This window comes from Phyllobacterium sp. NPDC097923, assembly GCF_044760925.1.
GTDB classification, from domain to species: Bacteria; Pseudomonadota; Alphaproteobacteria; order Rhizobiales; family Rhizobiaceae; genus Phyllobacterium; species Phyllobacterium calauticae.
On sequence record NZ_JBIWBL010000001.1, the window covers coordinates 497992 to 515367 of the forward strand.

General features: G+C 58.5%; 15 protein-coding genes and 1 tRNA gene. 11 read left to right on the forward strand and 5 right to left on the reverse strand.

All coding sequences use genetic code 11. The features are described from left to right. Positions 1 to 11: 11 nt before the first annotated feature. Complete coding sequence (locus ACIQWS_RS02520; RefSeq protein WP_403169907.1) at positions 12 to 3497, reverse strand: PAS-domain containing protein; 3486 nt, start codon at positions 3495 to 3497, stop codon at positions 12 to 14. 223 nt (positions 3498 to 3720) lie between these two features. Between ACIQWS_RS02520 and mscL the strand changes: the two genes are divergently transcribed. From mscL to ACIQWS_RS02535, 3 genes are all read left to right on the forward strand, one after another. Further along, positions 3721 to 4134 carry a large conductance mechanosensitive channel protein MscL gene (gene mscL / locus ACIQWS_RS02525; RefSeq protein WP_223611847.1) on the forward strand — a complete coding sequence of 138 codons (414 nt, stop codon included), beginning with the start codon at positions 3721 to 3723 and terminating at the stop codon, positions 4132 to 4134. 186 nt (positions 4135 to 4320) lie between these two features. Further along, positions 4321 to 5487 carry a pyridoxal phosphate-dependent aminotransferase gene (locus tag ACIQWS_RS02530; RefSeq protein ID WP_403169910.1) on the forward strand — a complete coding sequence of 389 codons (1167 nt, stop codon included), beginning with the start codon at positions 4321 to 4323 and terminating at the stop codon, positions 5485 to 5487. Next, a complete protein-coding gene (locus ACIQWS_RS02535; protein ID WP_403169911.1) occupies positions 5484 to 6536 on the forward strand; it encodes an AbrB family transcriptional regulator in 1053 nt (350 codons plus the stop codon). The genes ACIQWS_RS02530 and ACIQWS_RS02535 overlap by 4 nt, the downstream gene beginning before the upstream one ends. Positions 6537 to 6589: 53 nt before the next feature. On the opposite strand, the gene hemA is transcribed toward ACIQWS_RS02535, so the two are convergent. Then, positions 6590 to 7867 (reverse strand): 5-aminolevulinate synthase, encoded by a 1278-nt coding sequence (gene hemA, locus ACIQWS_RS02540; protein WP_346306995.1) that lies wholly within the window; start codon positions 7865 to 7867, stop codon positions 6590 to 6592. Between the two features lie 304 nt (positions 7868 to 8171). On the opposite strand from hemA, the gene galE reads away from it, so the two are divergent. Next, entirely contained in the window at positions 8172 to 9164 is a 993-nt protein-coding gene (gene galE / locus ACIQWS_RS02545) for a UDP-glucose 4-epimerase GalE (RefSeq protein WP_223611841.1), read from the forward strand. A gap of 180 nt (positions 9165 to 9344) precedes the next feature. Continuing rightward, positions 9345 to 9530, forward strand: a complete 186-nt coding sequence (locus ACIQWS_RS02550) for a hypothetical protein (protein ID WP_346306993.1) — start codon at positions 9345 to 9347, stop codon at positions 9528 to 9530. A gap of 101 nt (positions 9531 to 9631) precedes the next feature. Here ACIQWS_RS02550 and ACIQWS_RS02555 read toward each other — a convergent pair whose 3' ends face one another. Next, positions 9632 to 10249: an FMN-dependent NADH-azoreductase gene (locus ACIQWS_RS02555; protein ID WP_346306992.1), complete on the reverse strand. Its 618-nt coding sequence runs from the start codon at positions 10247 to 10249 to the stop codon at positions 9632 to 9634. Positions 10250 to 10363: 114 nt separating this feature from the next. Between ACIQWS_RS02555 and ACIQWS_RS02560 the strand changes: the two genes are divergently transcribed. After that, positions 10364 to 11269 carry a LysR family transcriptional regulator gene (locus ACIQWS_RS02560; protein WP_403169916.1) on the forward strand — a complete coding sequence of 302 codons (906 nt, stop codon included), beginning with the start codon at positions 10364 to 10366 and terminating at the stop codon, positions 11267 to 11269. A 20-nt stretch (positions 11270 to 11289) separates the two neighbouring features. On the opposite strand, the gene ACIQWS_RS02565 is transcribed toward ACIQWS_RS02560, so the two are convergent. Further along, entirely contained in the window at positions 11290 to 11646 is a 357-nt protein-coding gene (locus tag ACIQWS_RS02565; protein ID WP_346306990.1) for a DUF4260 domain-containing protein, read from the reverse strand. Positions 11647 to 11866: 220 nt separating this feature from the next. Between ACIQWS_RS02565 and ACIQWS_RS02570 the strand changes: the two genes are divergently transcribed. Both ACIQWS_RS02570 and ACIQWS_RS02575 read left to right on the forward strand, forming a co-directional pair. Next, complete coding sequence (locus ACIQWS_RS02570) at positions 11867 to 12568, forward strand: polysaccharide deacetylase family protein (RefSeq protein WP_403169919.1); 702 nt, start codon at positions 11867 to 11869, stop codon at positions 12566 to 12568. Positions 12569 to 12582: 14 nt separating this feature from the next. After that, positions 12583 to 13569, forward strand: a complete 987-nt coding sequence (locus ACIQWS_RS02575) for a glycosyltransferase (RefSeq protein ID WP_403169922.1) — start codon at positions 12583 to 12585, stop codon at positions 13567 to 13569. An 86-nt stretch (positions 13570 to 13655) separates the two neighbouring features. On the opposite strand, the gene ACIQWS_RS02580 is transcribed toward ACIQWS_RS02575, so the two are convergent. Next, a tRNA-Thr gene (locus ACIQWS_RS02580) sits at positions 13656 to 13730 on the reverse strand. A gap of 469 nt (positions 13731 to 14199) precedes the next feature. On the opposite strand from ACIQWS_RS02580, the gene murA reads away from it, so the two are divergent. From murA to hisD, 3 genes are all read left to right on the forward strand, one after another. After that, positions 14200 to 15489 (forward strand): UDP-N-acetylglucosamine 1-carboxyvinyltransferase, encoded by a 1290-nt coding sequence (murA, locus tag ACIQWS_RS02585; protein ID WP_346305773.1) that lies wholly within the window; start codon positions 14200 to 14202, stop codon positions 15487 to 15489. A gap of 135 nt (positions 15490 to 15624) precedes the next feature. Then, positions 15625 to 16062, forward strand: a complete 438-nt coding sequence (locus ACIQWS_RS02590; protein ID WP_403169926.1) for a DUF2948 family protein — start codon at positions 15625 to 15627, stop codon at positions 16060 to 16062. A gap of 21 nt (positions 16063 to 16083) precedes the next feature. After that, a complete protein-coding gene (hisD, locus tag ACIQWS_RS02595; protein WP_403169929.1) occupies positions 16084 to 17376 on the forward strand; it encodes a histidinol dehydrogenase in 1293 nt (430 codons plus the stop codon).

Genomic DNA, 17376 nt, shown 5'->3' on the forward strand with positions numbered 1-17376 from the left:
CGGGCGATCATTCAGGCGTCCGCAGGGGTGTTTTGAAGATGGGATAGCAGCGATCGCAGGACAGCGGGCCGCACGGGCTTGTTGATCAGCGGGATCGCTGCGGCCGCAGCACGGTCGCGCAATTGGCTCGACCGGTCAGCGGTGACGAGGGCGGCTTGTATGGGACACCCGTACTGGCCGCGCAAATACCCGATGAGGTCAATTCCGTTCTCATCTTCGAGATTGTAATCGGCAAGGATCATATCCGGTGGTTCACTAAGGTTTTGGCATAGCGCCTCCAAGCCCTTGCCATCGGTCAGGACCTCCACCGCACAGCCCCACGTCTGCAACAGCTCCTTCATTCCGGCAAGAGAACGTTCGTCGTCATCAATGCAAAGAACCCTGAGGCCATCCAACGCGCGATTGGGTTCCGAAGCCGCCGGATTCTTGATGACCGGCAGCACGGCATCGGAGCATACCGGCATTCTGACGGAGAACACTGAGCCTTTGCCAACGCGGGAAGATACGCCGATGGACATCCCCAGCAATGCGGCGATGCGCTCGACAATCGATAGGCCAAGCCCTAGTCCGTCGGATTCGCGCATGCCGCGGGAAAGCCGGGAGAATTCGCGGAAAATGATGTTCAGTTCGGTTTTGGCCATGCCTATACCCGTATCGAAGACTTGAACCTCGATGATATCGCCGCGACGGCGAACGCCCATGAGTATCTTGCCCGATTTGCAATATTTGATGGCATTCGAAACAAGGTTCTGGAGCAGCCGCCGCAGAAGATGAGGGTCGGTTGCAACGACAACCGAGCTTTCAACCAGTTTGAACTCCAGCGCCCTTTCCTGCGCCACCGGCAGAAAATCGCGAAAGACCTGCAAGAGGATGGTGTTCAACGGGATGGTCGATATCTCAGGCCTGAGGGCACCGGCATCAAGCCGTGAAATATCCAGCAACGCGTTGAAGATCGACTCGACCGCCTCAAGGGATGAATTGAGGTTGGTCGCAAGATCCTTCAGCTGCGGCTTGGCAAGCTGTTCCGTCAGTGCCGAGGCATAGAGACGGGCTGCGTTGAGGGGCTGCAGAATATCATGCCCCGCATCGGCCAGAAAACGTGTCTTGCTGATATTGGCGTCCTCGGCGCGACGCCGCGCCTTGGCCAGTTCCTGATTGGCAAGCGTGAGCGCTTTCGTGCGTTCGCGCACCCGCGCATCAAGGCGCTCGTTGCTTTGCCGCAATATTCTGTCTGTTTCGACAGTCTGGGTGACGTCGGTAAAGGTTGCCACCATGCCACCGTCCGGTATGGCATTGACCAGAATGTCGATGATCCGGCCCGAATTATTGCCAAGGGCGATACGCCAGCGCGCGGGCAGCGCTTCCAGCTCCTGCAACGCGCCGTCGCCGCCGCTTGCAGCAGCGTTTCTCTGCACAAGGAGAAAGGAAACAATTGCATGGAACGGTGTGCCCATGCGCTGCAGGCGATCGGGAAGATCGAGCATGAGCGGAAACGGCCGGTTCCAGCACATGAGCCGGAACTGCCGGTCGAAAACGCCGATCCCCTGATCCACCCGGTCTAGCGCCGTTTGCAGCAGGTCGCGGTTTTGCACCAGGGCTTCCGTCGCATGATCAAGCAGTATCTGCGTCTGCTTCTGCGCCGCACCGGAGGGCCCCATCGCAAGGGACAGGATCAGCCTGGCGGACGGCGAGCCGACAATGCTGGAAAGCAGCTGTTCGGAGAAATGCACCGTTTTGAAGTCGGCCGCGCCTTCCAGGGCAATTCCCTCCTGGTCGTGAAAGGCATTGAACGCGAGGCGGGTTTGTTCAGCGCCGATGTATCGGGATATGGTGTCCTTCAACTGATCGACAGTCACGTTGGCATGATGATTCCTGCTGGAAAGAGCGGCTTCTCCCGTTTCGGGGATGAAAATATTGGCTTGGATGCGCTCCAGCGGCGACGCGCTTTTTGACAGCGAGCCAAGGATGAACAAAGCCAGGTTGGCAGTCAGGCTCCACAGCAGCCCGTTCACCACGGGACTTGCGTCCAACCCCCAGAGATGATGCGGGCGCAAGAGACCGATGCCATAGGGTCCGCTGGTAACAAGCGAGCAGGATTCATCAAGCCAGGTGGGGAGAAGCATGGTGTAAAACCACACGGCAGTGCCTGCAGCCATACCCCACCATGCGCCGCGCGCTGTTGCCCTGCGCCAGCCAAAACCGCCGAGAAAGGGTGGCAGCATCTGCATCAGGCTCACCGCGGAAATGAGCGAGAGCTCCGCAAAGTCAACGTAGTCCATTATTGTGAACTGGTAGGCATAGGCGGCAAGCAGAATGGCAATGATGGAGCAGCGCCGGATTTTTGGAATGATTGCCGTGTAATCGTCCTTGCCAGCTGATGTCGCCCGCCTTGGCCAGTTCAACAGGGTCGGCAAAATGAGGTCGTTGGAAATCATGATGGACAGCACAATGGTAGGCAGTACCAGCATGGTGGCCGCAGCCGAGAGACCGCCAGCGAAAGCCAGAATGCCCAGCCAGCTTTGATGCGCCCGCAGAGGGAGTGAAAGAAAGTAAAAATCGGGAGAGACATCGGACGGCAGGATCCAGTTGCCAATTGCCGCAAGGGGCAAAACAAGAAGACCGGCAATCAACAGGCATGCCGGAACCAGCCATCGCGCGGCCGACAATTCCCGTCTGCTCCTGTTTTCCACGACCGTGAGATAGAATTGACTGGGTAGAAGCAGCGTTGTTGATGCGCCGATCAGCGCGAGCGCGACAACATTCGCCAACGAGACGTGTGCCTGCAGTGCGGGGATGGCAGTATTGCTGCCAGCAAGGTGGCTGAGCAATTCGCCCGGTGTGCCGAAAAGAAACGTCGTCGCGGCTATGCCCACCGCTATGAAGGCAATCATCTTCAAAGCGGAATCGCTCGCCAGCGTGCGAACAATGCTTTCATCGCGATCCATGGTTTGAGGCGATTTTTCGCTGTTGTGGATGACGAACAGGGCGATGACGCACAAAAGGCCCCAGAGCAGCCAATGGGGTTCGTGGGCCCTGTCCGCACTATGCGGGGTAAACGTGCCGGCAAATACCTCGAAGAGATAATGCACTGCGGTGAGCTGCAGGGCGAGGTAAGGAACACCGCCAACCGTAACGATGATCGTGACAAACGCCGTCACCGAGAAACTCTTGCCATAGCGGGCGCCAATCAGGTCGGCGATGGAGGCAATGCCCTGCGATTGTGCAAGTTTGATCACACGATGGAAGAACGGAAAGCCCAGGGTAAAAGCCAGAGCTATCCCGATGAACAGCCCGGCAAATTCAATGCCGTTTTCGGCGGCATATCCAAGGCCGCCATAAAACAGCCAGCTGCTGCCGCCCGACGCCAGACTGAGCGCGTAGATGAACGGCCGGTCGACCTTCTGATCAAGGCGATTGCGCCGGCCGATGGTTTTGACCCGCACATACTGTGCAATAAGATATAAAATCGCGACAAGCGCTACAGTCCAGCCCGTCATGGGCTTCAACCTTCCATAAATTGCGATGAACGTGTTCATCAAAATGAATTAATTTAAAAACCTGCCCGTCGAAAACACTTGAATAACCAGGGTTGCTCGTTCGGAAAATAAAACTTTATATTAATAAATTAGGAACATCTGTTACTGTCAATCTGTGGTGCAACTTGCATCACTGGGGACTGACAGCTTCCAATTAACACGGAATACTGGAGAGTGGTATATCATGCTAAAGGAATTCAAAGAATTTGCCTTGAAGGGAAACATGGTCGATCTCGCCATTGGTGTGATCATCGGCGGTGCTTTCGGCAAACTTGTTGATTCGATCGTGAACGACATCTTGATGCCAATCATCGGGCTTCTCACCGGTGGTGTCGACTTCTCCAATATGTTTATCCAATTGGCAGGTGCGCCCGCTGCCACGTTGGCCGCCGCACGCACAGCCGGTGCAACACTTGCTTACGGCAACTTCGTCACACTGCTGATCAACTTCCTGATCATTGCCTGGGTTCTCTTCATGGTGGTGAAAGCCATGAACCGGCTCAAGAAGAAGGAAGCTGCGGCCCCTGAAGCCCCGGCTGCACCGACCAAGGAAGAAGCCCTGCTGACCGATATTCGCGATCTCCTGGCCAAGCGCTAGGACTTTCCGCATTGGTTCAGACACCCCGGCCTGGTGCCGGGGTTTTTGTTTGCCTGATTGTCAGGATGACGTCAGCAGATCATCAGCATCGGTGATGGGAACATCACAAATATCCGCGTGATTGTTGCGCTTCGTTGCGTTAGGTCTGCCTTTGAACGGGATGTGCGTTTGGCACTGGAGATATGTATGGGTCTGATTGAACATTTGCGCCATGAGGCTGCGGTCGCGCCGGAGAGCGGCATTGTTGCGGTGATGAACCATGGCAGGCGCCAGGACGGCGTCATTCCGCTCTGGGCGGGTGAGGGCGATCTGCCGACGCCGGATTTCATCAGGGATGCGGCAAATGCGGGTCTGGCCAATGGCGAGACCTTCTACACCTGGCAGGCTGGCATTCCGGAATTACGGCAAGCACTGACCGATTATCACAAGCGCCATTTCAATGTGGATCTGCCCGTTGATCATTTTTATGTCACGGGTTCCGGGATGCATTCGATACAATTGGCCATCCAGGCCACGGCCGGGGCGGGAGACGAGGTCGTCTATGTGTCGCCGGCATGGCCGAATTTTGCCGCTGCGGCCGGCATAGCGGGTGCAACGCCGGTTCCGGTAACGCAGGATTTCACCGGCAATGGCTGGACGCTTGATCCCCAAAAAATCCGCGACGCGATCACGCCCAGGACGAAGGCACTGTTCATCAATTCTCCATCCAACCCATCCGGGTGGACCGCTGATATCGAGACGTTGCGCGAAATATTGCAGATCGCCCGCCAGCACGGCCTGTGGATCGTCGCCGACGAGATCTACACGCATTTCTATTACGGTGCGCGCCGGTCCCCCTCGTTTTTCGATGTCATGGATCCCGATGACCGGATTATCTTCGTCAACAGTTTTTCCAAGAACTGGGCAATGACCGGCTGGCGTGTCGGCTGGATGACCGTGCATCCCGCCCTTGGCAAAACCGTGGAGAACCTGATCCAGTATTCCAATTCGGGTGTTGCGCAGTTCATGCAGCGGGGTGCTGTCGCCGCCCTTGATCATGGGGACGAATTCATCCGGATGCAGGTGGAGCGTGCGCGCAAGGCGCGCGATATTCTTTGCGCCAAACTCGCAGCCACGGGCAGGGTGCGCATGTCGCCGCCGGCCGGCGCCTTCTACCTGCTGTTTGGCATCGAGGGCGTTTCCGACTCCTATCGCGCAGCCTTTGATATCGTCGATGAGGCAAAGGTTGGCCTTGCGCCCGGAACGGCTTTTGGCGATGGTGGCGGAGCCTTCCTGCGACTGTGTTTTGCCCGGCGTATAGATCAGGTCGAGGAGGCTGCCGATCGCCTCGCAGACTGGATCAGGAAACGTTGAATCGCTTACATCTGAATAACACCCAGGCCACCATTCTTTCGCTCCTCATCGCTTCAGCCGGCGCCTTCAGCGCCGGTTTTGCAGGTTTGCCTATCCCGTTCCTGCTCGGGTCGACACTTGCGGTCACGGCTGCATCCCTTTCCGGTGTCCGTATCCATCTGCCCGACTGGCTGCGTGCCTTTGTCTTCTTCATGCTGGGTATCCAGGCCGGGTCCGGCGTTTCCGCCGATACCGTCAATCAGATGGTGCTGTGGCCCGTCAGCTTTTTCATGCTCTTCGTGGCGCTCATCGCGGTGACCGGACTGACCTATGTCATGCTGCGCAAGGGCTTCGGCTGGGATGGGCCCACCGCGCTGTTTTCATCGTTGCCGGGAGCGCTTTCCTTCGTGCTGGTGGCCGCTATGGGAACGCAGGCCAATATGGTCAAGATCACCGTCGTTCAGTGTATCCGCCTGTTGCTTCTCATCGGCTTTCTTGCCCCGCTGCTTGCCGTCATCGCCAGGAATGCGCCGCATGTCGTGGTGGAGATGAACGATCACTGGACATTCCAGGAAGCGCTCATTCTGTTTGTCTGCGGCCTTGCCGGTGCGCTTCTCGGCCAGTACACGCGCGTCCCCGGCGGCATGATGCTCGGTGCCTTGCTGGCGAGCGCGGCATTGCACGCGGCATCGGTCGTGACAGCGGTGGTCCCGCGCTCGATCGCGGATATCGGGTTGATCATTCTGGGCGTGCTGATCGGGTCGAGAGTAGGTGCGGAGCATCGTACCCAGCTCGTGCGCTATCTGCCGGCTGCCCTTTGCGCCTTTGTTCTGGGAACGGCCGCCTCTTTTCTGGCGGCCCTGGCGGTTTGGTATATCCTGGATATCCATCCCGCACAGATCGCCCTGGCCTTTGCGCCGGGGGCGCTGGAAGCGCTGACGGTGATTGCCTTTTCTCTGGGCGTCGATCCGTCCTATGTGGCATCCCACCACGTGGCGCGATTTCTGATGATCGCCTTTGCCGTGCCGTTTCTGGCGCGCTGGCTGAACGATACCGATGCCAATAAATAAGCCCGCGATTTCACTGAAACAGCAGGCTTACGCGATTTCAGGAAAGCGTGGCTTCAGCCGCCGGCCTTGGAAACAGCAAGCGTCACGACGCGTTCACCCGTCTTGACCGACGGGGCGCTGTCCTTGGCGAAGGGAATGCCAAGCGCCGTCCAGACCTCAACCAGCGCGTCCTTCAGTTCGAGCACCAGTTCATCGGAGTGGAAGGGCGTCGGCGTGACGCGCAGCCGCTCGGTGCCGCGCGGGACAGTGGGGTAATTGATCGGCTGGATATAGATGCCGTGCACCTGAAGCAGCCGGTCGCTCGCCATCTTGCACAGTTCCGGGTCGCCGACATGGATCGGGACAATATGGGTCTGCGACTGCATGACCGGCAGGTTGGCGGCGGCCAGGACATCCTTGGTCAGCTGCGATTGCTGCTGATGCAATCTGCGTTCTTCCTGCGAAACTTTCAGGTGGCGGATCGATTGGGTAGCCGCTGCCGCGATCACGGGGGGCAGGGCAGTGGTGAAGATGAAGCCGGGCGCGTAGGAGCGAACGGCATCGATCACGGTCTTGGGGCCGGTTATATAGCCGCCCAATGTGCCGAAAGCCTTGGCCAGGGTTCCTTCGATGATATCGATGCGGTCCGAGAGGCCTTCCTGATCGGTGATGCCGCCACCGCGATTGCCGTACATGCCAACCGCATGAACCTCGTCGATATAGGTCATGGCATTGTACTTCTCGGCCAGATCGGCAATGGCCGCGATGGGGGCGATATCGCCGTCCATGGAGTACACCGATTCAAACACGATCAGCTTGGCGCGTTCCTTGCCGGCCGCCTTCAGCAGATCTTCGAGATGTGCCACATCGTTGTGGCGGAAAATTTTCTTTTCAGCGCCGGAGCGGCGCACGCCTTCGATCATCGAGGCATGATTCAACTCGTCGGAGAGGATCAGGCAATTGGGCAGAAGCCGCGCAATCGTCGATATCGATGCCTCGTTCGACACGAAGCCCGAGGTAAAGACCAGACCGGCTTCCTTGTTGTGAAGGTCGGCCAGCTCGTTTTCCAGCTCGACCAGCGGGTGATTGTTGCCGGAGATATTACGGGTGCCGCCTGCACCGGAGCCCATGCGGCTCGACGCATCGTGCATGGCCGCGATAACCGAGGGATGTTGACCCATTCCCAGATAATCGTTCGAGCACCATACGGTGATTTCACGTGTGGAATCGGCAGTACGCCAAAGCGCGCGCGGAAATCTCCCCACGATCCGTTCCAGATTAGCAAAGACCCGATAGCGCTTTTCAGCGTGCAATTGGTCGATCGCGTCTTCGAAAAACCGACGATAGTCCATGAACTGCTCCTGTATCCTGGACTTAGTAGCTTTTTTGCGGGCTAAAATCCATGACGGGAAGGTGGGCAATTTGCCACGCTTGGCAAATGGCTATTCTGCCAGCGGGCCCGGACACTATAACGTCGAAAGAGCGCCGGCGATATGGGGAACGCCGGAAACCCGTTCTGCCCGCTCCCGAGGAGGGATGGTCTGCGATTCTTTCGCCACGTTATTTTTATGATGTATCTTCAACGCTTTGCAGACCCGCCAAAATGCGGCAAGATACCGCAATAGAGCTGTTGGCGTGGTTCAGGGGGGATGGCAGATGACAGTACTCATAACCGGGGGTGCGGGCTATATCGGCAGTCACATGGTCTGGGAATTGCTCGATTCCGGTGAATCCGTCGTGGTCATCGATCGCCTCTCCACCGGGTTTGAATGGGCGGTCCCTGCGGAGGCCAAGCTCATCATTGGCGACATTGCCGACCAGCATCTCGTGCGCGACACGATCGAACGCAATTATGTCGATGCGGTCATCCATTTCGCCGGTTCCGTCGTGGTGCCCGATTCCGTTCGGGATCCGCTGGCCTACTACGAAAACAACACCTCGAAATCCCGCACCTTGATTGAAGCGGTGGTCAAGTCCAACGTGAAGAACTTCATCTTTTCGTCAACGGCCGCTGTGTACGGCGATGGGGGATTGGAGCCCGTTACCGAAGAGACGCCGCTGCTGCCGCAATCGCCCTATGGCGTTTCCAAGCTGATGACGGAATGGATGTTGCGCGACACGGCGGCGGCGCATGATTTCCGGTATACGGCGCTGCGCTATTTCAATGTGGCCGGGGCCGATCCGAAGGGCCGTTCCGGCCAGTCGACACGCGGCGCGACTCATCTGATCAAGGTTGCCTGTGAAACGGCATTGGGGAAGCGGCCTTACATGGAAATTTACGGTCACGACTTTCCGACGCCGGATGGCACCTGCGTGCGTGACTATATTCACGTCAGTGACCTCGTCGCCGCCCATCGGCTGGCATTGGACCGGCTTCGCACCGGGGCCAGCAGCATCGTCGCCAATTGCGGCTATGGCCGGGGTTATTCGGTGCGTGACGTGATTGAAAGCGTCGAGCGCGTTCATGGGAGACCGATTGACGCGCGCCTGACGGATCGGCGGGCGGGCGATGCCGCATCCGTTGTGGCCAACAGCGCACGGGCGCGAAAGGACCTGGGCTGGGAACCCGGTTTTGACAATCTTGATGTGATCGTCGAAACGGCACTGGCGTGGGAAAAGGGTCTTGCCAGCCGCAATTCAGGGCGCTGACTGTCCTGTTTGCGCAGCGCCGCTGCGCGGGATGCCGTTACTTTCGGTCGTTGAATCGGCCATGCGGCGGAGAGACACATTGTTTTAACGTGCGTCATCCTAGAAAAGGGGAACCTTCTTCGCTGGGAAGGTGTTTAGTTCAGGACCTTGAAGACCACGAAGTAGAGTTGGAGTAATGCGATGGACGGCGCCAATCGGACCAACGAAAAACAGCTATCCAAGATTATGCGACGACAAATTTCCCAGTCGTCCTATCGGACCGCTATACGCGCTGCCGGTATCTACAAGGTTGATGATACCGTGCCGGAGAGCCTGCTCGACCAGCTCCGCCGCCTGGACGAAGCCGAATACAAGCAGGCAAAATAGACAGCCCAACGGTACATGGGCATCTCTCGATTAAAATCAGCATCACTGCCAAAGCGGATCAAAGAGGTGGACGCGAATCCACCTCCCGAGAGATCGCTGCGTCAGGCAGCCAGAGCCAGATGGCTGGTCTGTTCCTGAGCCGTGGCGATTGCCTTGGCTTCGGCTTCCGGTCCCATGCCAACGCCTTCGATGCGAATGACTTCGACGTCGGTCATGCCGAGGAAGCCGAGCACGGATTTGAGGTAAGGTGTCGCATGATCCAATGCGGATGCCGGGCCAGCGGAGTAAATTCCGCCGGATGCGATCACCAGATAGACCTTCTTGCCGGTGACAAGACCTTTGGGACCATCTTCACCGTAGCTGAAGGTTTTGCCGGCGCGGGCGATATGGTCGATCCATGATTTCAGCGTTGAAGAAATGCTGAAATTGATGAATCCCGTCGAGATGACGATGCTGTCGGCGGCAAAGAGTTCGTCGACGGCCTGATCCGAAACGGAGACAACCCGCTGCTGTTCGGCGGTGCGTGCCTCCACGGGGGTGTAAATGCCGGCCGTGTAGTCGGCATCAATGTGCGGCAGCGGGTGGCTGGCAAGGTCGCGTGTGACGACGGTGCTGCCCGGTGTTGCCTGCTGCAGCTTACGCGCAAACTCCGTGGCGACCTGGGTCGAGTGGGAAGCCGCGCCGCGTGGGCTCGAGGTAATGAGAAGTATGGACGACATGGTTTTGGTACCTTCCAAAAAGGACAATGAATTGATGTCCGTAATTTGGTGCTCGACATCCATTTAGAAAACTGGGAAAATATCTATCAAACCCATCTATGGATTAGATAGATCATGCAGCCAAATCCAACTCTCGATCAGCTCCAGGTCTTCCTTGCGGTTGCCGATACCGGCAGTTTTTCCGCCGCTGCGCGCCATCTCAACCGGTCTCAGTCGGTTATCAGCTATACGATTGCCAATCTGGAATCGCAGCTGGAGCTGCAGCTGTTTTCCCGCGGCGGAACCCGCGAACCGCGCCTGACGGAGGCGGGTGTCGCCATGCTGCAAGACGCCCGGCGAATGGCATCGGCGCTGCAGGGACTGCGGGCGCGTGCCGAGGGTCTCAAGGCGGGGCTGGAGGCGGAGATAGCGATTGTCGTCGATGTGTCCGTGCCGTCGCCGGTGCTCATATCCGTGCTGAAAGCCTTCCAGGAACAATTCCCGACCGTGAGCCTTCGGCTGCATGTCGGCGCGCTCGGCATGGTATGGGATCTCGTGCAAAAGCGGCAGGCGGATATCGGCATCGGCGGGCCGCCGGTTCAGACCAGCGATGATCTCACGACGATCCGGGTTGGCGAGATGACCATGACACCCGCTGCCGCGCCGGATCATCCCCTGGCCCTGTACAAGGGGCCGGTGCCGCTCTCCTTCATCCGCGATCACGTCCAGCTTGTGGTGACGGACCTTTCCGAACAGACCAAGGGCCGGAACTTTGGCGTTTTCGCATATCGGACGTGGCGGCTGACCGATGTGGGTATCAAGCATGAGCTGATGGTCGCCGGATTGGGCTGGGGCGGCCTGCCCAAGTGGATGATAAAGGACGACGTTGCCGAAGGCCGGTTGGTGGAACTCGACCTTGAACCCTATCCGGAGAGCCACTACTCGCTCTTTGCCCTCCACATGGCCGACCATCCCCTTGGACCCGCCGCAAAATGGTGGGTCGAGCGATTCGCGCGGGAAATGGCCGCATGCGCTTATTGACCGGGGAGAAACCCGGAAAATCAGCTGTTCTTGCCGATGCGCCCGAGATGCGTGTCCTGAAATGCGCTGAAGAATTTCAGGCCGTATCCAAGCGCCCGATCGATGGCGATGTGAAAAATCCAGATCAGGCCGATCGACAGGGCAAGCTTGGAGCCCGACCACCAGCCTAGGGCAAACAGGATGATCGGCACGACGTAGAGATGCGCCGCATTGTAGCATATCGCGCCGATTTTCGGGCTCTTGAGATAGCCGAGCATAGCGATGTCGGGAACAAGCAGCAGGACGATGAACAGCCACCAGCTTGAGCCGAACAGGGCATAACCGGCGATGGCAAGTATCGCCACCATTGTTGCTTCAGCGCGCAGCAGGATGGACATGATGAGCAAAAACTCCGTTGCAGGACGTCAATCTATAGGCCGAATCTTGCCCACGGCAATCCATGCGTCATGTTGAAAATGTTATGTACAGATTCGGAGACAAGCATGCTCGCGGGCGCTAGAATTGGCGGTGCAGCTGTTTCTCGTATATTCGATGGATACCGTCATATGTCATGTCTGAAGTTTCAACCCGGTCCATTTTCATTTGAGTTCGCATAAAATGCCCATACCCATCCTGATGTACCATCAGATCGACAAACCGGCAGGGCGCGGCAGTCCGTTCCGCTATCTGACCGTCGATCCGGCCAACTTCCATCGCCAGATGAAATGGCTCAAACGCATGGGATATGCCGGATTGTCGATGCGGGATTTGCAGCCCTACCTGGCGGGCCAAAAGACCGGCAAGGTGGTGGGTATCACCTTTGACGACGGATTCCGCAACGTCATGACGCATGCGCTGCCGGTGCTGGATGCGCTTGGCTTTACCGCCACGAATTATTTTGTCAGCCGGCAGATCGGCGGCTCCAACATATGGGATGCCGATGTCGGCGTTCCCCATTCCCCCTGCATGTCCCGCGCGGAAATGCTGGAATGGGCGGCGTTGGGGCATGAAGTCGGCGCGCACACGCTCGATCATGTGCACTTGACCGAGGTCAGCCCTGACGAGGCGCGGCGTCAGATTGCCGATGTGCGCCACGAACTGGAAGACATGCTGGGCAGCACGGTGGATGCCTTTTGCTATCCCTACGGCGATTTTTCCGGGGAGGTCAGGCAAATGGTTGAGGAGGCGGGATATACCACCGCAACCACCACCCAGCGCGGCCGGGCGACACCGCAGCATGACATGCTGCTCCTGCCCCGTAAGATCGTTCGCCGGACGGATGGCTGGCTGAACGTCCTGCGCAAATCCGTTACCGGTTGATGATGGGAAATCCTGTGTCCGCAGAAACGGTGAGGGAACGCAGCATCTGCGTCGGGACCATCACCCGCAATCGGCCGCTGATGCTGAAAAACCTCTTCGAATCCTATGCACGGATGCAGGTTCCGGCGGGTACCAGCATCCGTTTTGTCGTGGTCGAGAACAATGACCAGCCAACCCTTTCCGACGTGGTGGAAACGTTCCGGAAACGGCTGCCGCAGTCCACCGTTCAGTACGAAGTTGAGCCGCGTCTCGGCATTGCCTTTGCCCGCAATCGGGTTCTGGACTGTGCGCTCGATGCCGGCGATGACCTTTTGACCTTTGCCGACGATGACGAAACCGTCGAACCGGACTGGCTCGTCCAACTGCTTGCCGAGCGTGATGCCTGTGATTTTGATATCGTCGGGTCCCCGGTTCGGCTCGCGCCGCATGGTCCGGGTGTGACGGTGTGGCAGAAAATGATCTGGTCCGGCATGGACCGCGCCAACCGGAACAGCGAAGCAAAGTACCTGCGCCGGCGCAATGCCGGACAGGGCGACCGGATACGGATTGCCACCGGCAGCTGGATGGGAGATCTGGCATTCTTCCGCCGGACCGGCGTGCGTTTCGACAATGCGCTTGCGCTGGCTGGCGGCGAGGATTGGCGCTTGTGGGCAGATGCGCGCAGGCTGGGTGCCAAGACAGGCTGGACCCCGGCAGCCGTCGCCTATGAAACCGTACCGCAGGACCGGCTGACCTTCGCCTATCAATACCGGCGCAGCCGGGACATCAGCATCATTGAAATGCGCACCAAGCTTAACAAGCACAGGGCCGCAACGCTCCTGCGTTTGCCCGGCTCACTCATTGGCCGCTTGCTGTCGCTTTGTCTCTACCTGATCGCCGTGCCGTTCACGCGGGGAAGAACACTGGTCAAGGCGGCGTCGCGCCTGGGCAGTATCGTCGGCGTCCTGCGGGCATGCATGGGCAGCGAATCAGCCCACTACAAGCGCGTCAGCGGAACATGACCCCTGGTCAGCGATCAGGCGGTATCGTCAAAATGATCTGTGGATAACGTTCGCACACGGGATGTTCGTCTGATCATCGAAAAAACTGGTGCTGCGAGAGAGGATTGAACTCTCGACCTCTCCATTACCAATGGAGTGCTCTACCACTGAGCTACCGCAGCTGATTTGCGAACGCGGCGGACTTCTGCCATATCATTGCTCAAATCGCAAGCAAGCAATTGTAATCTCTTGGGCAAAATATCAGTATTTGCCAAAAGCCCTGTATTTACGTGGATAAATGCCGCGTTGGGGCGCACGGATTTTGAAAGATAACTTATGACATCGCCGTCTTCGAAAAACCCGAATTCCGAGCAAACAAGCCGTGAGAAGCGGCTTTCAGAACAATTGCGGGCGAATCTGGCGCGGCGAAAACAGCAAATACGTTCCCGGCGCTCCGGGGCTGCAGATGATCGGGACGAGGGAATCACCGCTGCAGAACAGACATCCTCCGATACCCCGTCTTCGGAATCTTGACTGGTCGCGTCGCGATCGAAGCATTTCTTGAACCATTCTCTGCGATGGTTTAGATCAACCGGCTCTGCAAAGGGTCTCAACGACAGGACGGGTCTATCCCCGCGAAAGTGACACATTATGGATCGTATCAAGATTGTTGGCGGTAATAAGCTCAATGGCATCATCCCGATTTCCGGTGCCAAGAATGCGGCCCTGCCATTGATGATCGCGTCTCTGCTGACGGATGATACGCTGACGCTCGAAAACGTGCCGCATCTGGCCGATGTGGAGCAGTTGATCCGCATTCTCGGCAATCATGGCGTCGATTACTCGGTCAATGGCCGCCGCGAACGCCAGGACGGCGCCTATTCCCGCACGATCCACTTCACTGCCCGCAATATTGTCGATACCACCGCCCCCTACGAACTCGTGTCCAAGATGCGCGCGAGTTTCTGGGTCATTGGGCCGCTTCTGGCGCGCATGGGTGTTGCAACCGTATCGCTGCCGGGCGGCTGCGCCATCGGCACGCGTCCGGTGGACCTGTTCATCGACGGTCTTCGCGCGCTCGGCGCCGACATCGAGATCGAGAACGGCTATGTCAAGGCCAGCGCCAAGGGCGGCCTCGTCGGCACGCGCTTCACCTTCCCGAAAGTATCGGTCGGCGCCACCCATGTGCTGATGATGGCCGCGACCCTGGCAAAGGGCGAAACCGTCATCGAGAACGCCGCACAGGAACCCGAAGTCGTCAACCTCGCCGATTGCCTCAATGCCATGGGTGCCCGCGTCAGCGGTGCAGGTACGCCCACCATCACCATCGAGGGCGTGACAAGCCTCTCCGGTGCGCGCGTTCGCGTCATTCCGGACCGTATCGAGACCGGCACCTACGCCATGGCCGTTGCCATGACCGGCGGTGACGTGATCCTCGAAGGCGCCGATGCCAGCCTCCTCAGCGCGGCACTGGAGACACTCGGACAGGCCGGCGCGGAAATTTCCGAAACAAATTCCGGTCTGCGTGTTGTGCGCAACGGCCATGGCATCATGCCGGTCGATGTGACAACCCAGCCGTTCCCGGGTTTCCCGACCGATCTGCAGGCACAGTTCATGGGCCTGATGACCAAGGCCAAGGGCACATCCCACATCACCGAAACCATTTTCGAGAACCGCTTCATGCACGTGCAGGAACTGGCGCGCCTTGGCGCCAAAATCTCGCTTTCGGGGCAAACGGCCAAGATCGAAGGCGTGGAACGTTTGAAGGGCGCGCCGGTCATGGCGACGGATTTGCGTGCATCGGTTTCGCTGGTTATTGCCGGTCTGGCCGCCGAAGGCGAAACGACGGTTAACCGCGTTTATCACCTTGATCGCGGCTTCGAGCGTCTGGAAGAAAAACTGTCCCGTTGCGGTGCGGTTGTCGAGCGTATTAGCGACTGATTCCCGGCTGTTTTTTCTGCTGGCGCACTTTCTCCGCGCAGCAGAATTCCATTTGCCTGAACTTTCCTCTAACAGGGAAGGGAGCATGGCGTGTTTTGCGCGCCATGGTCCTGAAAAGTTATGCAAAGGGTAGACATGGACACTCTCAAACTCATCGCGCTTGATGAGGAAGATCTGCAAATCCTTTCTGCGCATCTGCAGGATTCGGTGCTGAAAATAGCCGATATCGATTATCTGCCGGCCGAAAGCCGTCTGGTGCTGGCTGTCAACCGGTTTGTCTGGGAATTGGCCGCCGATGGCAAACGCCACCGCAGTTTTGAACGCCGGCGCACGGCGCTGCATTTCGCCCGGGTGAAAAGCCTCAAGGCAACCGGCATCGACCGTCGTTTCAAGGACGACGTGCTTTCCCTGCTGGCGATCCGCTTCATCGTTGGCGATGCGCCTTCAGGCGTGATCGAGCTGACATTTGCTGCCAACAGGGCGTTGCGGCTCGAGGTGGAAGCCATCGAGGGCCAGCTGACCGATCTCGGACCCGCATGGGAAACCGATTTCAAGCCGGAACACGAAGCCTGACGGGCAAGAGGAGCAGTTATTGTGGTTTTGGTGTTGAGGCAGTCCGATCCCGATTTTGAATCCCGGTTTTCCGCGTTTCTTCTGACCAAGCGCGAAGTGTCGGAGGATGTGGATCGCGTGGTTGCCGATATTATTCATCGGGTTCGCACCGAAGGCGATGCGGCGCTTATCGAGTATTCGCAGCGTTTTGACCGTATCGACCTTGTGCAGCATGGCATTGCCATCACACCAGCCGAAATCGATGCGGCGATGGCGGCAGCGCCGCTGGAAACCGTCGAGGCGCTCAAGCTCGCCCGCAACCGCATTCATTCCCACCATCAGCGGCAGATGCCGCAGGACGACCGCTACACCGATGCACTGGGTGTGGAACTCGGGTCGCGCTGGACGGCGGTGGAATCGGTTGGGCTTTACGTGCCGGGCGGCACGGCCAGTTATCCGAGTTCGGTCCTCATGAACGCTGTCCCGGCCCAGGTTGCCGGCGTCGAGCGCATCGTCATGGTTGTGCCGTCTCCGGACGGAAAGCTCAATCCGCTGGTTCTCGTGGCCGCACGCCTTGCCGGCGTTTCCGAGATTTACCGGGTGGGCGGTGCACAGGCAATCGCCGCGCTGGCCTATGGCACGCAAACCATAGCACCGGTGTCGAAGATTGTTGGTCCGGGCAATGCCTATGTGGCCGCTGCCAAGCGCCGCGTTTTCGGCACAGTCGGTATCGATATGATCGCAGGTCCGTCGGAGGTTCTCATTCTGGCCGACAGCGACAACGACCCGGACTGGATCGCTGCCGATCTTCTGGCCCAGGCCGAGCACGATACGGCGTCGCAGTCGATCCTGATCACCGACGACGAGGCATTCGGCAATGCTGTTATCGCCGCCGTCGAGCGCCAACTGGCAAGACTGCCCCGGACGGAAACCGCAAGCGCCAGCTGGCGCGATTATGGCGCGGTCATTCAGGTTCAGGATTTGCAGTCTGCACTGCCGCTGGTCAACCGTATCGCAGCCGAGCATCTGGAAATCGCGACCGCTGATCCGGAAGCCCTGCTGGCGGGCGTGCGTAACGCCGGGGCTATTTTCCTTGGCCGCTATACGCCCGAGGTGATCGGCGACTATGTCGGCGGCTCCAACCATGTCCTGCCGACAGCGCGGTCGGCCCGGTTCTCTTCCGGCCTTTCGGTGCTTGACTATGTCAAGCGAACGTCCATCCTGAAGCTGGGTGTGGAACAGTTGCGCGCTCTGGGGCCGGCGGCGATAGAACTCGCGCGCGCCGAAGGTCTTGATGCGCACGGCAATTCCGTCGCCATCCGGTTGAACCTATAG

Bases quoted from the DNA above. Each gene is read 5' to 3' on its own strand.
- ACIQWS_RS02520 (WP_403169907.1), bottom strand. From the start codon at position 3,497: ATGACGGGCTGGACTGTAGCGCTTGTCGCGATTTTATATCTTATTGCA.
- mscL (WP_223611847.1), top strand. From the start codon at position 3,721: ATGCTAAAGGAATTCAAAGAATTTGCCTTGAAGGGAAACATGGTCGAT.
- ACIQWS_RS02530 (WP_403169910.1), top strand. From the start codon at position 4,321: ATGGGTCTGATTGAACATTTGCGCCATGAGGCTGCGGTCGCGCCGGAG.
- hemA (WP_346306995.1), bottom strand. From the start codon at position 7,867: ATGGACTATCGTCGGTTTTTCGAAGACGCGATCGACCAATTGCACGCT.
- galE (WP_223611841.1), top strand. From the start codon at position 8,172: ATGACAGTACTCATAACCGGGGGTGCGGGCTATATCGGCAGTCACATG.
- ACIQWS_RS02550 (WP_346306993.1), top strand. From the start codon at position 9,345: ATGGACGGCGCCAATCGGACCAACGAAAAACAGCTATCCAAGATTATG.
- ACIQWS_RS02555 (WP_346306992.1), bottom strand. From the start codon at position 10,249: ATGTCGTCCATACTTCTCATTACCTCGAGCCCACGCGGCGCGGCTTCC.
- ACIQWS_RS02560 (WP_403169916.1), top strand. From the start codon at position 10,364: ATGCAGCCAAATCCAACTCTCGATCAGCTCCAGGTCTTCCTTGCGGTT.
- ACIQWS_RS02565 (WP_346306990.1), bottom strand. From the start codon at position 11,646: ATGTCCATCCTGCTGCGCGCTGAAGCAACAATGGTGGCGATACTTGCC.
- ACIQWS_RS02570 (WP_403169919.1), top strand. From the start codon at position 11,867: ATGCCCATACCCATCCTGATGTACCATCAGATCGACAAACCGGCAGGG.
- murA (WP_346305773.1), top strand. From the start codon at position 14,200: ATGGATCGTATCAAGATTGTTGGCGGTAATAAGCTCAATGGCATCATC.
- ACIQWS_RS02590 (WP_403169926.1), top strand. From the start codon at position 15,625: ATGGACACTCTCAAACTCATCGCGCTTGATGAGGAAGATCTGCAAATC.